The organism is Acinetobacter sp. FDAARGOS_515 (assembly GCF_003938865.1).
Lineage (GTDB): Bacteria > Pseudomonadota > Gammaproteobacteria > Pseudomonadales > Moraxellaceae > Acinetobacter > Acinetobacter ursingii.
Genome location: NZ_RKIX01000003.1, coordinates 3,304,236 through 3,322,772, shown reverse-complemented (window position 1 = coordinate 3,322,772; position 18,537 = coordinate 3,304,236). Strand labels below are relative to the sequence as shown.

Below are 18,537 nucleotides of genomic sequence, written 5' to 3'. Positions count from 1 at the left end.
AAAGATATAAATTGGGCTAATTGTTGAATAAGCTGAGAGAAATCCATGCTCTCCATCTAGCTGATTTTGCCTTTTCACAGTAGAATATGCGCTCTCTCTAAAGTCACATTGCGGTAAAGTTCAAAAGACTTGCCCGTGGAGCCAAAATCAACATGTTTATCGTGGCCGGTGCACCAGCACATTCTTCATTCAAGAAAGCTCAACTATTAACACGTTTATCGTCAATCAGTTCAGTCCAAACCTTTGACAGCCAATGGGTTTACCTGTTTGATCAAGCGCTCGACGAGCAGCAGCATCAATCTGCATTGCAACTTTTAAATGATGGTACATCGTTTGAGTTGCGCCAAGTGGCCAATGATGAACTTCAAGTTTTGGTCACTCCACGCATTGGAACGATTTCACCGTGGTCTTCTAAAGCGACAGATATTTTTAAAAACTGTAATACCCCAGTGCATCGTTTGGAACGTGGTATTTTATATACCTTAAAAGGTGTTTCTGAACTCAGTAATGAAGTCAAACAGGCTTTGCATGACCGTATGACTGAAACCGTTTTCAGCCAGATCGAAGATGCCCATCGTTTATTTTTAGAAACAGCACCAAAACCATTAAACTCAATTGATATTTTGGGTGAAGGGAAACAAGCACTGGTCAAAGCCAATAATGAATTTGGTTTTGCCTTGTCTGAACAAGAAATTGACTATTTAACTCAAGCCTTTACTGACTTGGGACGCAATCCAAACGATATCGAATTGATGATGTTTGCACAGGCAAATTCTGAACATTGTCGTCACAAAATCTTTGGATCAGAATGGACAATTGATGGTGAAAAACAACCATTATCGTTGTTCCAGATGATCAAAAATACCTATAAAGAGTCACCAGATGAAGTATTGTCGGCATATAAAGACAATGCTTCTGTGATTGTAGGTTATGACACTCAGCGTTTTTATCCAAAGAAAGACAATGAAACAGGTCATTTTATATATAAATATAAGAGCCAAGCGGCTCACATCTTGATGAAGGTGGAAACCCATAACCATCCAACTGCGATTTCTCCTTTTGCGGGGGCTGCAACAGGTTCGGGCGGTGAAATCCGTGATGAAGGTGCAACTGGTCGTGGCGGTAAACCAAAAGCAGGTTTAACAGGCTTTACGGTGTCTAACCTGAATATTCCGGGTTTTGAGCAGCCATGGGAAGATAACTACGGCAAACCTTCACGTATGGCATCGCCATTACAAATTATGATTGAAGGCCCATTGGGCGGCGCGGCGTTTAATAACGAATTTGGTCGTCCTAACTTAAATGGTTATTTCCGTACTTTTGAACAAAACGTCAATGGTGAAGTGAAAGGTTTTCATAAACCGATCATGATTGCAGGTGGTTACGGCAATATTCGTCCTGACCATGTAGAAAAAGATGCGATTCAACCGGGTGATTTACTGATTGTACTCGGTGGCCCAGCGATGTTGATCGGTTTAGGCGGTGGTGCTGCGTCTTCTGTAGATAGCGGTACCATGGGTGAAAATCTAGACTTTGCTTCAGTACAACGTGAAAACCCTGAGATGGAACGCCGTTGTCAAGAAGTGATTGATACTTGCTGGCGCATGGAAGACTTTAACCCAATCGTCTCTGTTCATGACGTGGGTGCAGGTGGTTTATCTAATGCCATGCCTGAACTAGTGAATGATCATGAGTTGGGTGCGATTTTAAACTTGCGTAAGATTCCATCGTTGGAACGTGGCATGAGCCCAATGGAAATCTGGTCAAATGAAGCACAAGAACGCTATGTACTTGCGATTCGTCCAGAATCGTTAGACTTGTTTGAAGAAATCTGTGCGCGTGAACGTTGTCCGTTTGCGGTCTTGGGTGAAGCAACTGAAGCACGTCATTTGACTGTTGAAGATCCATTATTCCATGACAATGCAGTTGATATCCCAATGCAAGTCATGCTCGGTGGTACACCGCGTATGCAGCGTTCGTATGAAACCGTTGAACGTACAGGCAACGAGTTTGATACCTCAAAAATTGATCTAAAAGATGCAATTTTCCGTGTTTTGAAAAATCCAACCGTTGCATCCAAATCATTCCTGATCACGATCGGTGACCGCTCAATTACTGGTATGGTGGCGCGTGACCAGATGGTCGGCCCATGGCAGGTTCCAGTCGCGGATGCTGCGGTGACTACAACCAGCTTGCAAGGTTATACAGGCGAAGCAATGGCAATGGGTGAACGTCCACCAGTTGCATTGTTAAACCCAGCAGCTTCTGCACGTTTAGCTGTTGCTGAGGCATTGACCAATATTGCATCGGCAAATATTGAACAATTAGGTGATATCAAGCTTTCTGCAAACTGGATGGCAGCAGCAGGTCAAAAAGGTGAAGATCAAGCCTTGTTTGAGGGCGTAAAAGCGATTGGTATGGAGATGTGTCCAGCTTTGGGTATTGCGATTCCAGTCGGTAAAGATTCACTCTCGATGCGTACTACATGGAGTGATGATGGCATCGAGAAAGCTGTCACTTCACCAATGTCTGGAGTGATTACTGCATTTGCACCAGTAAGTGACGTGCGTAAAACATTAACGCCTGAGCTTAAACATATTGATGGTTCTGTACTGGTACGTATTGATTTGTCTAAAGGTCAATTCCGTATCGGTGCATCGATTTTGACCCAAGTGTATAAAGCCATTGGTACGATTACGCCAGATGTAGACAGTTTTGAAAATCTAAAAGATTTCTTCAATTTGATACAAGACTGGAACAATCGCGGCCTGATACAAGCTTACCATGACATTGGTGATGGTGGTTTATTGGCTACTGTGGCTGAAATGATGTTTGCATCACGTTTAGGCGCAGCTTTAGAACCACAAACAATTGAAAGTTTATTTGCAGAAGAAATTGGTGCAGTTTTACAACTGAAAGCTGCTGATTGGGATGCGTTACAAGCTGAAATTGAAAGCTCGAACTTAAAAGATGCGATTAGCTTGGTTGGACGTGTCAATAATACGGATCAACTGAGTATCAATGGTTTAACTTTAGCGCGTGCCGAATTACAACAAGCATGGGCAGAAGTGTCTCATCAAATCCAGCGCTTACGTGATAACGTAGAAACAGCCGATCAGGAATTTGCACTTATTGCAGATCAAAACCATAAAGGTTTAATTGCACAAGCAACTTTCGATCTAAATGAACCTGTAGAAGCGCCATTCATTGCAACACGTCGTCCAAGTATGGTGATTTTGCGTGAGCAAGGTGTTAATGGTCATGTCGAGATGGCAGCAGCCTTCGACAAAGTTGGCTTTAACACCGTTGACGTACACATGAGTGATTTATTGGCAGGTCGTGTTGATTTGCAAGACTTTGAAGGTCTGGTCGCTTGTGGTGGTTTCTCTTATGGTGACGTGCTTGGTGCTGGTGGCGGCTGGGCGAAGTCAGTTCTGTTCAATCCAAAATTACGTGATCAGTTTGAAAGCTTCTTTAACCGTGAAAGTACCTTTAGTTTAGGGATTTGTAATGGTTGCCAGATGCTGTCACAACTTGCGCCACTGATTCCAGGTGCAGACAACTGGCCACGTTTCCATCGTAACGTATCAGAAGTTTTTGAAGCACGTGCGGTCAATGTACGTGTAGAAAAATCGGTATCGGTATTGCTGCAAGATATGCAGGGCTCGATTCTACCAATCGCTGTAGCACATGGAGAAGGGCGTGTGGTTGCAAGTAATGAGCACTTGGCTAGCTTGAATAGCAATGATCAAGTGACCTTGCGTTATGTAGATAGTTTGGGTCAACCGACGCAACATTATCCACTGAATCCAAATGGTTCACCTGAAGCAATTACGGGTGTAACTTCGAAAGATGGCCGAGCTACGATTATGATGCCACATCCAGAGCGTAATTTCCGTGCTTTACAACACTCATGGAAACCAGAAGACTGGAATGAAGATGGGGCATGGTTACGTATGTTCCGTAACGCACGTAAGTTTATTGGTTAATTACAGTTAGCGATTAAACATCACCACCTTTGATTAAGTTGATCAAAGGTGGTTTTTTATTATAAACCATCAGCTCTTGGTGAAAGCCAGTTTTTATACTTATCTCTTAATGCATTTCTTTTCATATCTTCAAAGATGATAAAATCAATGCCCCCATCATAGGGAGCAACTATAATATTTTGCTCAAATGAGATCATAAAAGCTTTTACTTTATCGTCAGCAATTCTTGTTAATAAGTCATTGTGAATATTGGGTTGCCAATTTACTTCAATAGAGCATGGTCTAAAGAAAAGGTCCTCTTCGTCATCGTAATCTTCAGGATTTGTTTGCGTTAAATTTATTTCTTTTTCTAAATGAAATTTGTATTGAAGATTAAAGATTGGATCATAAGCTTGATTCATATTAGATAGGCTAAAATAGTGACCCGAAACAATAAAAATAGAAGTATTTTCGCCGAAGCAGTCTGTAATAATTTCATTGTGCCGATTTAGCAGTAGTTCATATTCTTCAGTCGTATCTGCATATCTTTTTGATTCGGGTAAGCTATGTATTCTGAACCAAGACTTTGTAAAGTATTGAACTAGATATTGAGAAATCGGAACTTTGTTAGGAAATACAGTATCCCATTGTGATTGAAAGGAATGGCTCATATTTTAAGGTCAAAGAATTTATAAATATATTATTAATATAATTTTGCATAGTAAATTTAGAAAGTAAAATTTTTATAAGTACAGTTTTAAGATTAATTTTTCCGTGGCTCAATTCTTGCTAGTTATTTATTAATAATGAACAAAACATGGGAAGTCGAATGATGAAAAATGAAAATCACATGAAAGCAGTTTATAGCAAAGACAAAGGTTGGCTCTGGTTTGGCTTAACACTCATCTTTCAAGTTACATTTATTGTTGTAAATTATATTGTGATGAATATTTCACTTTGATTTTTCATTATTTTTGAGCTTATGATTAATGATTATTTAAAACTAATGTCATTAAAATCATGCTGAAACTAATTTATTACGTACCTGAATCTCATCTTGAATTGACTAAACAAGCTATTTTTGCAGCTGGAGCAGGGGGAATCGGCAACTATCAACACTGCGCATGGCAAGTGAAAGGAATTGGGCAGTTCAAGCCAGTCTGCGGTGCAAATCCATTTTTAGGCAAATTGGATGAGTTAGAACAGCTTGAAGAATGGCGAGTAGAAACCATTGTTTCAGAAGAAAAAGCCAGTACCGTTGCAACAGCATTAAAAGCAAGCCATCCTTATGAAGAGCCTGCTTTTGAATTTATTCAGATTTTAGATATTCAATAATTAAACTTTTTGAATGAATAAATCACGGTCAAAACGATACTGCGGGAAAAATACACCATCACTCGCACGTTCGCCTGCACCAATGACCATCACAGGAAATTGCTGATCATTGAGTTTTAGTATTTTACGAACCATTGGCTCATCAAAACCTTCCATCATGCAACTATCAAAACCATAAGCACGCAGCGAAAGCACTAGATTTTCACAAGCCAAAGCGGTGGATTTACTTGCCCAAAGTTTTGCATCGGCAGGGTTAAATGCGGTAACAGGAAGTTGTTTATCTAAGCTTCGTGCCACTTTAAAGGCGACTTTTTTAAAGTTGCCGAGTGCATTGAAATAACCAGTTTTATAGTTATACGGAATGAAACGATAGTATTTCTTAACCATTTCAGGGGCTTCAGGAAATGGAAATTCTGAAATATTCTTTTTTGCCATTTCATCGACACGATCTGTTCGCGCTACACAAACAATGAGTTCGGAAGCCGTTTTTGCTGCTAATTGTCCCAGACAAGCTTTAACTAACTGTTTTTTCTTCGCAGGGTTTTGGACCACATAAAATGTCCAAGGTTGTAGATTGGACGAGTTTGGTGCAAGGAGAGCCAAATCTAAACAAGCATCAAGTACTTCAGAGGGAATGGCTTTATCCGTGAATTTGCGTACGGAACGACGACTCTCGATCACTTTACGAAAATTTTCAACATCAATATCTTGGGGGGCAGGCTCAAAATAACGTTTTTTATCTGAAACCTGCTGAGAACTTTTTGGGAGATTTTCTGAATTTGCCATCACTATTCAAATATTTCGTTATGAAGATGATGAATGAGAATAACATTCAATCATTTTATCTAGGTAAAAAAGTGTATTCCTGAGATTAAGCTGCATCTTATTCATTGGTTTTTCAATGCAGACATTTAATCTCAGATTTTTTAGTATTAGACTTCATTCATAATTGTTGAAACCCTCTTTATTTTTCTCCCATAGGGAGAAATAAAAGGATTTATGAAAGAAGTCTATTGATTTTATCCAAATTGGGAAAAATCAGGCTTACGTTTTTCCATAAAGGCTTGAACCGCTTCTTTCATTTCAGGCGAACGGACACGTTGCATGAAAATCTCGGCTTCATCATCAACACATTGCACAATTTCATCAAGATCATGCTTCATGAGAGCTTTGGATTGTCGAATGGATGCAAGTGGCAAAGCAGCCAATTGCTGGGCAGTTTGTTCGGCCAATGCGTAAACATCATCACTGATTTGATTGACCAAACCTGCTTTTTCAGCAACTTCCGCGTTAAATTTTTTGGCGGTAAATAAAAGTTCTGCGGCACGGTGATAACCTGCTTGTTTCACCAATAAACGACTTGCAGCGCCTTCTGGCGACAGACCAAGACTGACAAATGGAATCTGGAATAGCGCTGTGTTGTCTGCATAGACAATATCTGCATGCAGTAAAATCGTGACACCAATCCCAATCGCAACCCCTTTAACTGCAACAATCAGCGGTTTAGAAAGTTTCGCCGCAGATTTAAGCAAAACAAAAGGAGGTTGATCTCCAGCTTTACCTTGATAAGGTTTTTGAATAAATGACATAAAGTCTTTCATGTCATTACCCGCAGAAAAGTCTGCATCTGCGCCACGCAAAATCACCACGCGAACTTGGCTGGATTGATCTGCTTCATCCAGTGCCTGTGCAATCCACAAATACAATTCACCATATAATGCATTTTTTGCTTCAGGGCGATGAATGGCTAAAGTCAGTATGCCATTTTCAAGTTTTGCATTTAAATGTTGATGAGGTTGTTGAATACAGCGAAGTGTCATCGTACTATCCTTGCTTTCAATCTTGGGTTTATGTTTGCCATTATGTCGTAAATTTGATTATAAATGACTACTGGTGAGTTCATAAAAAATTAAGTTGGTTTATGTACATATTTGATTATCTCGTTTTTATTGGACGTTTTCAGCCTTTTCATCTTGCACATTTGCAAACTGTAGAAATAGCCCTCCAACAAAGTCAAAACGTTATATTGGCTTTGGGATCGGCGCAACCTGAGCGTAATATTAAAAATCCTTTTTTGGCAGCAGAAAGGGAGCAAATGATTCTTTCTAATTTTTCCGAGGCAGATCAAGAGCGGATTCACTTTGTACATGTCATTGATGTCTATGATGATCAAAAATGGGTCAATCAAGTCAAAACACTGGTTAAGCAGATCACGCCACCGCATGCAAAAATTGGTTTAATTGGGCATTTTAAAGATGAATCTTCGTATTACTTAAAGCTTTTTCCTGAGTGGATCATGGTGGAGTTAGAAAGTTTGAAAGAGTCGATGTCTGCTACTCCGATCCGAGAGGCTTATTATCGTGGTGAAATCCAAAAACAGGCATTTCCTCAGGGAACGATTCAGTTTTTAGAGAATTTTCAGAAAACTTCAATCTATCGGCAATTACAAAATAAGTTTGTATTAAATGACAAGTCGAATCTGATTTAGGAGATTAAAGTAAAGTTTCTTTTCCTGTCTTGGTGTTTATGATGACTGTCATTGCAAATCAGCGATTAGCAAAAAGTTTATGGATTGGTGCGTTGATTGTGGTATCAATGAGCCAGGTTCATGCGGCAAATTGGGTATTAGCTCCAACAAGCAATGTCGGATTTCATATCGATTCAGCTCGTGAGTCTATGGTCATCGCTAAGTTTAATACTGTACATGCGACTTTGAACTTTGATGAAAATGCGCCACAGCAGTCATCTACACGCTTTATAATGGATGTGGATAGTTTAAGTTTGAATAATCCTGCCATGAAAAGTACATTATTGGGAAAAGATTTATTTTATGCTGCACAGTTTAAGACGGTAAGTTTTAAAAGTGATCAATTTAGAGTTTTGGGAAATAATAAGTATCAAATTATAGGGCAATTAACCATAAGAGGGATTACCCGACCTGTCATTTTTGATAGCACACTAAAACCTGTTACCAACAATCAAAAGTTAATGAATATGGTATCTTCAACAACGATCAATCGAACTGATTTTGGTATGAAAAAGGCACCAGATGGGATGGGTGAAAAAATAAATATCAAGATGAACGTCGATTGGAAAGTAAAACGTTAATTGTTTATTATAAAAATTCAGATGTAGCTTATGAGCAATCAATAAGCTACATCATTCGAAATCTAATTATTTTGCTGAAGAGTTTTTAAATCTTCCAAAACTTGTTCGGCATGTCCTGCGGCTTTGACTTTACGATAACTTTTAACCAATTTTTTGTTATGGAAAATAAAAGTTGAACGTTCTATGCCCATGACTTTTTTACCATACATATTTTTTTCTTTAATCACATCAAAATGCTGGCAAAGAATTTCATCTTTATCGCTAATTAAATCAATCGTCAATGCTTGTTTTTCAGTAAAATTTTGATGTGCTTTGACTGAGTCACGAGATACACCAATTACAGTTGCACCCAATGTATCAAATTGATCCTTCAGGCATGAAAACCCAATGGCTTGAGTGGTACAACCAGGTGTCGAATCTTTCGGGTAAAAGTAAAGAATTAACCATTCAGCAGAGACATCTGCCAGATTAATTTCACCCTGTGTTGTGGGGAAAGTTTGATTGGGTAATGAAATATTTTCACTGCTCATTATTATTCTCCATATTTTCCATAAAAAACTAGCCACATAAAGTGGCTAGCAAATCACATCAGTTCTGCTTATTTTTTGCCTTGAGCAGATTTCATCGCTTCTTCAGTCAAACCTTTTAACTTGCCAGTCAACTGTGGGCCAAAGCATGCTTGAAGATCTTTATTTTGCTGTTGTACAAAAGCTAAAGAACTTGGGCTTTTCTTGGCATTAATAGCACTTTGTACTTCCCATTTTTGTGCATTGGTCATTTTTCCATCGGCTTCGACTGCACAAGTACAATACTTACTCACTTCTGCCGCAGTTAATTTATTGCCTTTACCTGTTTCATCTTTACACAGATTAATTAAAGCACCTTTTACATTTGTACTTTTGTAGGCTTGTTGCAGTTTATTTTCATCAGCAGCATGTGAAACCGTTGCAGTAAAAGCAGCAGCAGCCATAAGTGAAGAAAGAAGTAGTTTTGTGTTCAATAATTTCATAAATATTACCTGATTATTATGGTATATAGCGTGTAGGATCTGCGACGCCAGCTTCAATAAACCCTTGTTTACGTAAACGGCAACTATCACATTTCCCACATGCACGACCTTCAGCATCCGCCTGATAGCATGAGACAGTTTGACTATAGTCTACGCCATGTTCAATACCTAAACGTATAATATTCGCTTTGGATAAATGTAACAAAGGTGTTTCAAATGTAAGAGGTTTTCCTTCTACACCTGCTTTTGTTGCCAATCGTGCCATATTTGTAAAGGCGTCGATATATTCTGGACGGCAGTCTGGATATCCTGAATAGTCAACCGCATTAATACCAATCACAATCGCTTCAGCTCCAAAAACTTCGGCAGCAGCAAGTGCATATGATAAAAAGATGGTATTACGGGCTGGTACATAGGTAATAGGAATACCTTCTTGCTCATGGTCAGGCACATCGATATTATGATCGGTCAGGGCAGAACCCCCTAAATTTCCCAAATCAATATTGATAACACGATGTTCAACTCCAGCGCGTTGAGCAAGTGCTTTGGCTGCATCTAGTTCAGTGGTAGAACGTTGTCCATACATGAAACTGAGCGCCATACATTCATAACGCGCTTGTGCCCAAGCTAGGCAAGTCGTCGAGTCTAAGCCGCCTGATAATAAAACAATGGCACGAGGGCGCATATGATATTCTCCAAAAATAACTAACAAAATAAACTGGATTAACGACCTGTTTCATCGTTCCAAAGCAATTTGTGTAATTGCAATTGAAAACGTACAGGGAGATGGTCATCTAAAATCCATTGCGCCATATCACGCGCTAACTGGGGTAGTTTAACCGAAGCTTTTTCAACTGCAAAAGCAGGGGAAAACCAGACGGTGCTGACTTTCTCATCCAACTGATAATTCTCTAATTGCTGTTTAGACCATTCATAATCTTCACGATTACAAATCACAAATTTGATTTGATCATGCGGAGTTAAATAATCCAAATTACTGAGCAGATTACGCTTTTCTTCACCAGACGTTGGAGTTTTTAAATCCAGTACTTTAGATACACGAGAATCGACTTTGGACACATCTAGCGCACCACTGGTTTCTAAAGAAACCTGACAGCCCAAATCTGACAATCTGGTTAGTAAATGCAAACAATTAGGTTGAGCAAGTGGTTCTCCACCTGTGACGCAAATATAAGGTGTTTTAAACGATAACGCTGTTTCGATAATTTGATCGAGTGACTGACGTTCACCGCCTTCAAAAGAATAGGTCGTATCACAATAGGTGCAGCGTAGTGGACAGCCCGTTAAACGAATAAAAACAGTGGGTAAGCCTGCGGTATTGGCTTCTCCTTGCAAGGAATAAAAAATTTCCGTAATACGAAGACCCGCCGCAGGATCTGATACCGGAATAGTCGTTGAGCGTAGAGAAGTCATTGCAGAAATACCACATCTTAGAAAACAAAAATCTCTACGATCAGATTTGAACGTAGAGACGAGGAACAATTAAGCTCCGCAAATAAATGCAATTAGTCAGAGCGAAGTAAATCGTTCAAACTGGTTTTAGCGCGAGTTTTGGCATCCACTTTTTTCACGATTACCGCAGCATAAAGGCTATAAGTACCGCATTTTGATGGAAGACTACCCGCAACAACCACAGAACCTGCTGGTACACGACCATAGTGAATTTCGCCAGTTTCACGATCAAAGATTTTGGTTGATTGACCAATGAATACACCCATTGAAATCACAGAACCTTCTTCAACAATCACACCTTCAACGATTTCAGAACGTGCCCCGATAAAACAGTTGTCTTCGATAATGGTTGGGTTGGCTTGTAAAGGCTCTAAAACACCACCTATCCCTACACCGCCAGACAAGTGAACATTTTTACCAATTTGAGCACATGAACCCACAGTTGCCCATGTATCCACCATAGTGCCTTCATCTACATAAGCACCAATGTTGACATAAGAAGGCATTAACACGACATTTTTTGCCTGAAAACTACCACGACGAGCTACAGCAGGCGGTACAACACGTACACCCGCAGCTTTGAACTGTTCTTCAGTCCAGCCTGCATGCTTAGTATCAACCTTGTCATAGAAACGTAAATCACAAGATTCGATTGGTTTGTTATCATTCAATTTGAAAGATAATAACACGGCTTTTTTTAGCCATTGATGAACCATCCATTCGCCATCGATTTTTTCAGCAACACGTAATGTACCGTTGTCTAAACCCGCAATCGCTTGCTCTACAGCATCACGAATTTCTGCTGGACAATCCGTTGCGCTCAAATTCGCACGATCTTCAAACGCTTGCTCAATGATTGTAGAAAGCTGAGACATGTTCTTCCTTCCAAAAAAATTTGCATAATTTTACACTAATTAGCGTCAATAATGTTGTGAAAGAAAAGATTGATTTGAAAAAAGCCATTTAAAATCTTGATAAAAAAAATTACGAATAACTGCTTTAAAAACAAGAACCAAACTTATTTGTATCAAAACTTAACAGAAAATGATCAATTCTCGTATAAAACCAAACCATACTTTCTCCTAAGATACATCTACGCAATAAAAATTTAGATTTGAATAAAAGTCTTTTGAGGAGAGAGCAATGAAAACATTAAAACTACTTGCGGTTGCTGGTGCTTTAGCTGCTGTGGCGGGTACTACTATGGCTGATGATTCTGTAGTCCATGATCATTATGCATTTGATCAGAAACAACTTCTTCCAGTGGGTGTTCGTGCTGAAGTCGGTACAACTGGTTATGGTGGTGCTTTCCTTTGGCAAGCCAATCCATACGTCGGTTTAGCTTTAGGTTATAATGGCGGCGATATTTCATGGTCAGATGATTTGAAAATCGATGGAACAACTTATGACATGGATATGGACAATAAATTAGCCTATTTGAATGCTGAAATTCGTCCATGGGGTGCAAGCGCTAATCCATGGGCTCAAGGTTTGTATGTTGCTGCTGGTGCTGCTTATGTTGACAATGATTATGACTTAACTAACCGTGTTTCTGGTTCTAATACCTTAAAAGTGAATGGTAACTTTTACCAAGGTACTGCTGGTCAGGAAGGTTCTGTTACAGGTAAGTTAAAGTATGATAACGACATTGCACCATATGTTGGTTTGGGTTTTGCACCTAAGTTTAATGAACACTGGGGTGTCTTTGGTGAAGTAGGCGCTTACTATACTGGAAATCCAAAAGTTCAATTGACTGCAAATAACTTATCCCCAGAAAATGGTGTAAGTGATATCAATGCGGATTTAAGAGCTGAAGAACATAAAATCGAAGACAAAAATAAATATGAATGGCTTCCAGTGGGTAAAGTTGGTGTTAACTTCTATTGGTAATTCAAACTTAATAAAAAGAACCGCAATTGCGGTTCTTTTTTTAACTTTGAAATAAATATTATGTCAAAAGATCTAGATGATTTTCTAAGATCTATTGATCTTGTACATCAGTCAGGCGATCTAGTTTTTTCTGGAAATAATCACCTTGTAAATAGCGCGCTTCAATGTTCCATGCATTTGCAAACAAAGTCATATCATTTAAACCCTGAGCTAAAATTTCTATAGGTTTAATTTGATGAAAGTTTTCTATCTTGTGTTGAAGAGAAGGAAGGTCTTTATCTGAAGCCAACATTTTGCATAAAGTAGGATGTAGGCTTAAATAATCCAGATTAGTCTGACTTAAAATAGAGTCGCTATACATTGAGATGCCAAAGTCACGTACAGAAATTTCCACTTCATTTTGCTTTAATTTAGCAAATTGCTGTTGAGCCAAAGGTAGGTTCTGACTAATGGATTCCTCAGAGAACTGTAATATTAATGGCGCTTTAGCGCGGCCACCGACAATGGTAAGAAGCTTGCCCATCAAATCAGGTAATTGTTTGTCATTTAAAAGAATATGACGATTTAAATTAATAATCAGCTTTGCAGTTGGATATTGTGTTAAAAAATTGTGTAATTGTTTGCAGGCTTCGACTAATATCCAGCGATCAACTTTAATAGAAAGTTCTGGATCATCACGTAAATCCGCAAGGTGATTAATATCTTGCCAACTATTGTCATAAATGAAGCCGCTCGTTACTTCATAAGTATATAAGTTACTGTCTTGTTTATCATAAATTTGTTGGTATTTTAGGTGAATATCACCTGTTTCAAGTTTTTGTTGAAGCGTTTGAAGTATCGAATGTTGAACTTTGGGAATATTTTCGGTACTGATGTCTATTTGTTTAAGAACAGCGACCTGGCCTAAATCACGTTGAGACAAACTTTGTTCCATATTAGGTAAAGGCTGATGAAATGCTTGCTCTAAAATATCATCAAAGTTTTTATCATCTGCGATACTAGGTTGATTTAATACAGAAAAACCTAAATGTAAATGTAGTGGTAAAGTTGATTTATCAACACTTAACAACTGAGGTTTTTCTAATGATTTGAGGCTGATTAATTGAGACTTAAGAACTTGGTCAGATTCTGCTTGAAATAAAGCCACGTAGAGTACGGGATTAATTCTGAAAACAGAAACGTTGACTTGTTCTTTAATAAAGCCATAAATATTGGAAAAATAAGTTTTAATCGTTTCTAGATTATGTTTAAAGACATCATCAGGACAGCTTGAAAGCGTCACTATAACAAGTGCATTGACCTCTGCGGGTTGTTTAGTTAACTGACGATTGATAGCATTTAAGGTATTGATATTGGATGACAGCTTTTCAGTTTGACTCGCTTGCGATGCTATTGCGTTATTGGGTTGGATTGAACTAGCTGTACTGTCTTCATACTCGATAGTCAATTGAACGGCATCATCTTCATCACAAGGTAAAAATTCAATTTTAAGCGGGTTTGCAATCGTAATTGCAGAATTTCTACAAACAATATCAAAGCTGGCTTGGTCAAATATTCCTTGTGAAACACGTTTAAATTTTTGTTTAAATTGATTAGGATCTGTCGGCTGTAAAATATCAAGAATAGGAAGACCGACTAGCTCATTTTCATTTTTTAACCCAAAAAGTGCCAAGTATTCAGCATTCGCTTTGATGTGAATACCTTCTTGTAGTGTCGCAACCGCCTTGTTGCTTTCTTTTACAATAGATTGAACGTGAGACTGTGCAGTCTCTAATTCTTCAATTAAGCGTTGTTCATTTTGTTGCAAACGGCTGTAGGATAATGCTCTAACAATTGCAATATATAAATGCTCTGGTGCTTTGAGATCAATAATTTCATAGACACCTTTATGTATATAACTCAGATAATCATTAGCGCTATATTGATCAGGAGTCAGCAATAAAACAGGTAAATTGGGCTGCGTTGATACTTGAATGAGGGACAATACCTGTTCAATTTTTAAGTCATAAGCTCGCCCAAAAATGACTATATCCCAGCCGATATTTAATTGCTTTTCAAAGCTATTTAAATCATCTAGCAGTGTTGCCTGAACTTGATGATTTTTGGAGTTAAATAGCTCAATAATTTGATTATAACGAAGCTGGTTATCATCAATAATGAGTAAACGTGTTTTGCTTAATTTTAACTTTTTAGAAAGTAACGAGTTTCTCACTTTAACGCTTCCCATAAATCCTGATTATCTGAATCTTTGGCCTGTTTAAACATCAATTTTTTCAGGCTATTTTGCTGTTGATCATCCAAGAGTTCATAGTCAAATTGCACAAAGCTTTGGGTGACCAGTTGCGCTTTGAGCAAATACACTTTGAACTCTTCTTTTTCTAACCTTAAATGAACCCCTTGCTGCTCTCTGAAAATTTGTGAACCCGGTAAAATTAGTGTTGTTTTAACCTGATCCAAATTTTGGCTTTGCATGAGTAAAGCAGGGTAATAATTATGACGATGACGGTCAGCTTGTACACGAACGGCGCAAGGAAAAATATCTTGCGCTAATATTTCTAAACCAATTTCCAGGCTTTTTTCAGCCGATTGTTTAATCCAGCGAATTACTCCACCACGCCATTGGCTATGTGTATCTTCTTTAACCAGTATAAATTCACCCGTTCTTAAATTTTTAGGGGCTTCTTCAGTCCATTTAATTCGATAACCATTGACACTAATATCTAACACTTCGGTTTGATAAATAAGTTTGGCTTCACGATTTAAACGCTGGTTATTGGGAACATCGCTTGATGATTCTTGTTGGGTTAAGCCAGATGAGGTTTTTGAGCTATTTTGGAAACCATAATGACTCTCAAGCTGAAGCGTTTCATTAAAATTTTTAGCTTTAGATAAGTAAAAATGGGCAGTTAGCAAACCAAAACAAATTTGTAATTGTGCTGAATATTCATATCGTTCATGATGACGTTCAGCCACCGTTCCTAAAATGTTCTGAACATGAAATTTTAGCGCAGGACTCAAATAAATTTTCTCTGTTTGAGACAGATAATCCGCATTACGATGCAAAGTAGCGGTAATGTGTTCAAGTAAATCTTGGATGACGACATAAATAGAGGGGCTAAAACCTGAGTTTTGATGTTTATTATAAACAGGCGGATGATCTTTTTGAGTATCAATCACATATTTGGATAGTGTCGTTTCTTTTGGAAAAATCTGGATCTTCTTAGCCCAATCATAACTACATTGATATAAAGCTTGAATCTCAGCCTGACGAATCTGATTGGTATTTAGAATATCCAGTAAAATCAATTGAGCATAGGCTTGGGTAATATTATTGAGCTGATTTTGAGTGCCTTGCAATTGATTGATATTACTCAGATGCACATGAGATTTCATTGCGACTTCATATAAATGATGAGCAATTAACCATTGTCCAGTCATTGGCTCACTGTAGAGCATGTGCTCCTGATATAGTAATTCTGTGAGCTGTCTTAAACCATAAAATATGGCAAGTGTTCGTGCCGTTTGTAGATTTTTCTTTTTATGCAATGCAAAAACAGAAAATTTATTTTGTTCGAGTTGCTCGGTACTACGTCTTACAATATCAATATAAATGCCCGCAAAGTGTTTGCGTAATAAAATGGCGAGTTCAATAATATGCCCGTTCCGATCGGTGTTGATCAGTCCTTGATTAAAAAAATGTTTTTCAAAGCTTGCCAAAACATTTTCAAGCACAGGATGCATGGTTTGTAATAGATCAAAACGTAAAGTTTCAGAGCAATTTAATTCTGAAAGCTCAATCAGCGCAGAAAATAAAGCCCGTGAAGTATCCCCAAGTTGCATAATGGATAATGATGAAACCCAGTCTGAAACAGCTTTAACATTAGCTTCACTAAAGCTTAATTCATCTCGACTTAAAGCAGTAGATGTTTCAAAAATATCCGTAAAAGTTTGATTCATCATAGTTTATTATTCAACTCAAAATGTTGAAACCCCAAATAGCGGTGTTTTATTCTTTTCGCCCGCGATTTCCCTAACCAGCTTAGGAACCAGATAACCTGGCAAATTCGCTAAGACTTCCTGATAGATACAATCAATCTCTGATGATACAACATCAAAATGTTGAGCACCCTTTACTTTATCTAAAACATGTAAGTAATAGGGCATAACCCGAGCTTCAAACAAACGATGACTAAGATGAATCAAGGTTTGTGCGTTATCGTTCACACCCTTAAGTAAAACTGCTTGATTTAACACAGTTATTTGCCCAAATGATAACGCTGCCAGCTTGCTACAGGTGTAGTCATCTAGCTCTGAAGCATGATTCGAGTGTACCACCACTATAATGCGTAGCCTACTGTTTTTTAATAGGGAAATCAGCTCTTCATCGACACGGTTGGGAATAACAATCGGAACACGTGAATGAATTCGCAAAATTTTTATTTGAGGAAGTGATTCAATTCTTTCTAGCCAGAGTTGTAATTTACGATTGGACAACGTTAATGGATCACCGCCACTTAAAATCACCTCATTAATCGAAGGATGATCTTGGATATAAGTTTGAATATTTAACCAATCTTCATTTTTGGGCAAATTTTCCTGGTAAGGGAAATGTCGGCGGAAACAGTAACGGCAATGTACTGCACAAGCACCCGTTAAAGTCAGCAAAAATCTGGAGCTATATTTATGTAAAACACCTGGAAGTTGATTGGCTTCTTCTTCGCCTAATGGATCGGTAACAAATTCAGGATGTTCTTCGAGCTCTAAATGATGTGGCAAAATTTGCAGAAGCAGGGGATCATAAGGATCAGACTTTTGCATTTTTTCAACAAAAGCACGAGGTACACGCAATTTAAAATCGTTTGATGCAAGAATAGCGCCAGATAACAACTGTTCTTTAGACAGTTGTAATACATTTAACAGCTCTAATGGATCAATGATTAGATCATTGAGTTGTTTTTGCCAGTTTTGCTCTTGATACAAATAGTTTATCATGCGACACGGAAAAAATAATGCTAGTCTAGCATTAATACATTTAAGTTAGTAAGTTTGGAGTGTGCCAGTCATGGCCAGTTATTCTACAAATGAATTCAAGCAAGGCCTTAAAGTCATGCTTGACGGTAACCCATGTTCAATCATGGAAAACGAATATGTTAAACCTGGTAAAGGTCAGGCATTCAACCGTGTAAAACTTCGTAACCTTAAAACAGGTAAAGTTTTAGAAAAAACATTTAAGTCAGGTGATTCATTAGAAGCTGCGGATATCGTAGAAGTAGAAATGGACTACTTATACAATGATGGCGAGCTGTGGAACTTTATGGATCCTGTAAGTTTCGAGCAAATTGCAGCTGATAAAGTTGCGATGGGTGATGCGGCGAAATGGTTAAAAGATGACTCAAATGAGAAATGCACCATTATGCTATTTAATGGTGTGCCATTAAATGTAAATGCACCAAACTTTGTGGTATTAAAAATCGTGGAAACTGATCCAGGTGTTCGCGGTGATACTTCTGGTGGCGGCGGTAAACCTGCAAAACTTGAAACAGGTGCTGTGGTTCGCGTACCGTTATTTGTTCAGCAAGAAGAAAGCGTTCGCGTTGATACTCGCACAGGCGAATATTTAGAACGTGCATAATGGTTTAAAAATAGACTATTATGCAGGGGATGATTAAAATCATCCCTTTTTTTATGCCAAAGTATTAGATGAAAATAAAAAGATGAGGAGTACAGTCACAAGGAAATTCTCTATATCAAGAT

The 18,537-nt window shown here is 38.3% G+C and carries 18 protein-coding genes; 7 read left to right on the top strand and 11 right to left on the bottom strand.

The window, feature by feature from the left end; all coding sequences use genetic code 11:
* The first annotated feature begins 152 nt into the window (after positions 1-152).
* Positions 153-3,989 (top strand): phosphoribosylformylglycinamidine synthase, encoded by a 3,837-nt coding sequence (purL, locus tag EGS47_RS17490; protein ID WP_119686540.1) that lies wholly within the window; start codon positions 153-155, stop codon positions 3,987-3,989.
* 59 nt (positions 3,990-4,048) lie between these two features.
* Here purL and EGS47_RS17485 read toward each other — a convergent pair whose 3' ends face one another.
* Entirely contained in the window at positions 4,049-4,639 is a 591-nt protein-coding gene (locus tag EGS47_RS17485) for a DUF3885 domain-containing protein (protein WP_005003816.1), read from the bottom strand.
* 158 nt (positions 4,640-4,797) lie between these two features.
* On the opposite strand from EGS47_RS17485, the gene EGS47_RS18815 reads away from it, so the two are divergent.
* Complete coding sequence (locus EGS47_RS18815) at positions 4,798-4,929, top strand: KGW motif small protein (protein WP_005003818.1); 132 nt, start codon at positions 4,798-4,800, stop codon at positions 4,927-4,929.
* 59 nt (positions 4,930-4,988) lie between these two features.
* The gene (locus tag EGS47_RS17480; protein WP_005003819.1) at positions 4,989-5,303 is read left to right on the top strand and encodes a hypothetical protein; all 315 of its coding nucleotides are present in this window, start codon (positions 4,989-4,991) and stop codon (positions 5,301-5,303) included.
* On the opposite strand, the gene EGS47_RS17475 is transcribed toward EGS47_RS17480, so the two are convergent.
* A complete protein-coding gene (locus EGS47_RS17475) occupies positions 5,304-6,089 on the bottom strand; it encodes a nitroreductase family protein (RefSeq protein ID WP_005003822.1) in 786 nt (261 codons plus the stop codon).
* Positions 6,090-6,322: 233 nt separating this feature from the next.
* On the bottom strand, positions 6,323-7,123 hold the full coding sequence (locus EGS47_RS17470) for an enoyl-CoA hydratase-related protein (RefSeq protein WP_005003825.1): 801 nt from the start codon (positions 7,121-7,123) through the stop codon (positions 6,323-6,325).
* A 101-nt stretch (positions 7,124-7,224) separates the two neighbouring features.
* Here EGS47_RS17470 and EGS47_RS17465 point away from each other — a divergent pair, with 101 nt between their 5' ends.
* Both EGS47_RS17465 and EGS47_RS17460 read left to right on the top strand, forming a co-directional pair.
* Positions 7,225-7,791 carry a nicotinate-nicotinamide nucleotide adenylyltransferase gene (locus tag EGS47_RS17465; protein WP_119686539.1) on the top strand — a complete coding sequence of 189 codons (567 nt, stop codon included), beginning with the start codon at positions 7,225-7,227 and terminating at the stop codon, positions 7,789-7,791.
* Positions 7,792-7,829: 38 nt separating this feature from the next.
* On the top strand, positions 7,830-8,411 hold the full coding sequence (locus EGS47_RS17460) for a YceI family protein (protein WP_119686556.1): 582 nt from the start codon (positions 7,830-7,832) through the stop codon (positions 8,409-8,411).
* A gap of 62 nt (positions 8,412-8,473) precedes the next feature.
* On the opposite strand, the gene EGS47_RS17455 is transcribed toward EGS47_RS17460, so the two are convergent.
* The 5 genes from EGS47_RS17455 to dapD all read right to left on the bottom strand — a co-directional run bounded on the left by EGS47_RS17455 (position 8,474) and on the right by dapD (position 11,768).
* A complete protein-coding gene (locus EGS47_RS17455) occupies positions 8,474-8,941 on the bottom strand; it encodes a peroxiredoxin (RefSeq protein ID WP_119686538.1) in 468 nt (155 codons plus the stop codon).
* 68 nt (positions 8,942-9,009) lie between these two features.
* Positions 9,010-9,420: a hypothetical protein gene (locus EGS47_RS17450; protein WP_004989635.1), complete on the bottom strand. Its 411-nt coding sequence runs from the start codon at positions 9,418-9,420 to the stop codon at positions 9,010-9,012.
* Positions 9,421-9,436: 16 nt separating this feature from the next.
* On the bottom strand, positions 9,437-10,105 hold the full coding sequence (gene queC, locus EGS47_RS17445) for a 7-cyano-7-deazaguanine synthase QueC (RefSeq protein WP_119686537.1): 669 nt from the start codon (positions 10,103-10,105) through the stop codon (positions 9,437-9,439).
* A 38-nt stretch (positions 10,106-10,143) separates the two neighbouring features.
* A complete protein-coding gene (queE, locus tag EGS47_RS17440; RefSeq protein WP_034697700.1) occupies positions 10,144-10,854 on the bottom strand; it encodes a 7-carboxy-7-deazaguanine synthase QueE in 711 nt (236 codons plus the stop codon).
* A 92-nt stretch (positions 10,855-10,946) separates the two neighbouring features.
* On the bottom strand, positions 10,947-11,768 hold the full coding sequence (dapD, locus tag EGS47_RS17435) for a 2,3,4,5-tetrahydropyridine-2,6-dicarboxylate N-succinyltransferase (protein ID WP_104795001.1): 822 nt from the start codon (positions 11,766-11,768) through the stop codon (positions 10,947-10,949).
* Between the two features lie 268 nt (positions 11,769-12,036).
* On the opposite strand from dapD, the gene carO reads away from it, so the two are divergent.
* Complete coding sequence (carO, locus tag EGS47_RS17430; protein ID WP_005003849.1) at positions 12,037-12,783, top strand: ornithine uptake porin CarO; 747 nt, start codon at positions 12,037-12,039, stop codon at positions 12,781-12,783.
* Positions 12,784-12,874: 91 nt separating this feature from the next.
* On the opposite strand, the gene EGS47_RS17425 is transcribed toward carO, so the two are convergent.
* The 3 genes from EGS47_RS17425 to epmB are packed head-to-tail and all read right to left on the bottom strand — an operon-like array spanning position 12,875 to position 17,775.
* Positions 12,875-15,010 carry an EAL domain-containing protein gene (locus EGS47_RS17425; RefSeq protein WP_035272045.1) on the bottom strand — a complete coding sequence of 712 codons (2,136 nt, stop codon included), beginning with the start codon at positions 15,008-15,010 and terminating at the stop codon, positions 12,875-12,877.
* A complete protein-coding gene (locus tag EGS47_RS17420; protein ID WP_125269847.1) occupies positions 14,992-16,743 on the bottom strand; it encodes a GTPase in 1,752 nt (583 codons plus the stop codon). The genes EGS47_RS17425 and EGS47_RS17420 overlap by 19 nt, the downstream gene beginning before the upstream one ends.
* Positions 16,744-16,758: 15 nt before the next feature.
* The gene (gene epmB, locus EGS47_RS17415) at positions 16,759-17,775 is read right to left on the bottom strand and encodes an EF-P beta-lysylation protein EpmB (RefSeq protein WP_005003856.1); all 1,017 of its coding nucleotides are present in this window, start codon (positions 17,773-17,775) and stop codon (positions 16,759-16,761) included.
* Positions 17,776-17,845: 70 nt separating this feature from the next.
* Here epmB and efp point away from each other — a divergent pair, with 70 nt between their 5' ends.
* Positions 17,846-18,415 carry an elongation factor P gene (gene efp / locus EGS47_RS17410; protein ID WP_004989617.1) on the top strand — a complete coding sequence of 190 codons (570 nt, stop codon included), beginning with the start codon at positions 17,846-17,848 and terminating at the stop codon, positions 18,413-18,415.
* Positions 18,416-18,537: the final 122 nt, after the last annotated feature.

What these genes read in the sequence shown, in the direction of transcription:
- queE (WP_034697700.1), bottom strand. Translation starts at nt 10,854, where the DNA reads ATGACTTCTCTACGCTCAACGACTATTCCGGTATCAGATCCTGCGGCG.
- EGS47_RS17420 (WP_125269847.1), bottom strand. Translation starts at nt 16,743, where the DNA reads ATGATGAATCAAACTTTTACGGATATTTTTGAAACATCTACTGCTTTA.
- EGS47_RS17425 (WP_035272045.1), bottom strand. Translation starts at nt 15,010, where the DNA reads ATGGGAAGCGTTAAAGTGAGAAACTCGTTACTTTCTAAAAAGTTAAAA.
- dapD (WP_104795001.1), bottom strand. Translation starts at nt 11,768, where the DNA reads ATGTCTCAGCTTTCTACAATCATTGAGCAAGCGTTTGAAGATCGTGCG.
- queC (WP_119686537.1), bottom strand. Translation starts at nt 10,105, where the DNA reads ATGCGCCCTCGTGCCATTGTTTTATTATCAGGCGGCTTAGACTCGACG.
- efp (WP_004989617.1), top strand. Translation starts at nt 17,846, where the DNA reads ATGGCCAGTTATTCTACAAATGAATTCAAGCAAGGCCTTAAAGTCATG.
- EGS47_RS17455 (WP_119686538.1), bottom strand. Translation starts at nt 8,941, where the DNA reads ATGAGCAGTGAAAATATTTCATTACCCAATCAAACTTTCCCCACAACA.
- epmB (WP_005003856.1), bottom strand. Translation starts at nt 17,775, where the DNA reads ATGATAAACTATTTGTATCAAGAGCAAAACTGGCAAAAACAACTCAAT.
- EGS47_RS18815 (WP_005003818.1), top strand. Translation starts at nt 4,798, where the DNA reads ATGATGAAAAATGAAAATCACATGAAAGCAGTTTATAGCAAAGACAAA.
- EGS47_RS17460 (WP_119686556.1), top strand. Translation starts at nt 7,830, where the DNA reads ATGATGACTGTCATTGCAAATCAGCGATTAGCAAAAAGTTTATGGATT.
- EGS47_RS17470 (WP_005003825.1), bottom strand. Translation starts at nt 7,123, where the DNA reads ATGACACTTCGCTGTATTCAACAACCTCATCAACATTTAAATGCAAAA.
- EGS47_RS17450 (WP_004989635.1), bottom strand. Translation starts at nt 9,420, where the DNA reads ATGAAATTATTGAACACAAAACTACTTCTTTCTTCACTTATGGCTGCT.
- purL (WP_119686540.1), top strand. Translation starts at nt 153, where the DNA reads ATGTTTATCGTGGCCGGTGCACCAGCACATTCTTCATTCAAGAAAGCT.
- carO (WP_005003849.1), top strand. Translation starts at nt 12,037, where the DNA reads ATGAAAACATTAAAACTACTTGCGGTTGCTGGTGCTTTAGCTGCTGTG.
- EGS47_RS17475 (WP_005003822.1), bottom strand. Translation starts at nt 6,089, where the DNA reads ATGGCAAATTCAGAAAATCTCCCAAAAAGTTCTCAGCAGGTTTCAGAT.
- EGS47_RS17485 (WP_005003816.1), bottom strand. Translation starts at nt 4,639, where the DNA reads ATGAGCCATTCCTTTCAATCACAATGGGATACTGTATTTCCTAACAAA.
- EGS47_RS17480 (WP_005003819.1), top strand. Translation starts at nt 4,989, where the DNA reads ATGCTGAAACTAATTTATTACGTACCTGAATCTCATCTTGAATTGACT.
- EGS47_RS17465 (WP_119686539.1), top strand. Translation starts at nt 7,225, where the DNA reads ATGTACATATTTGATTATCTCGTTTTTATTGGACGTTTTCAGCCTTTT.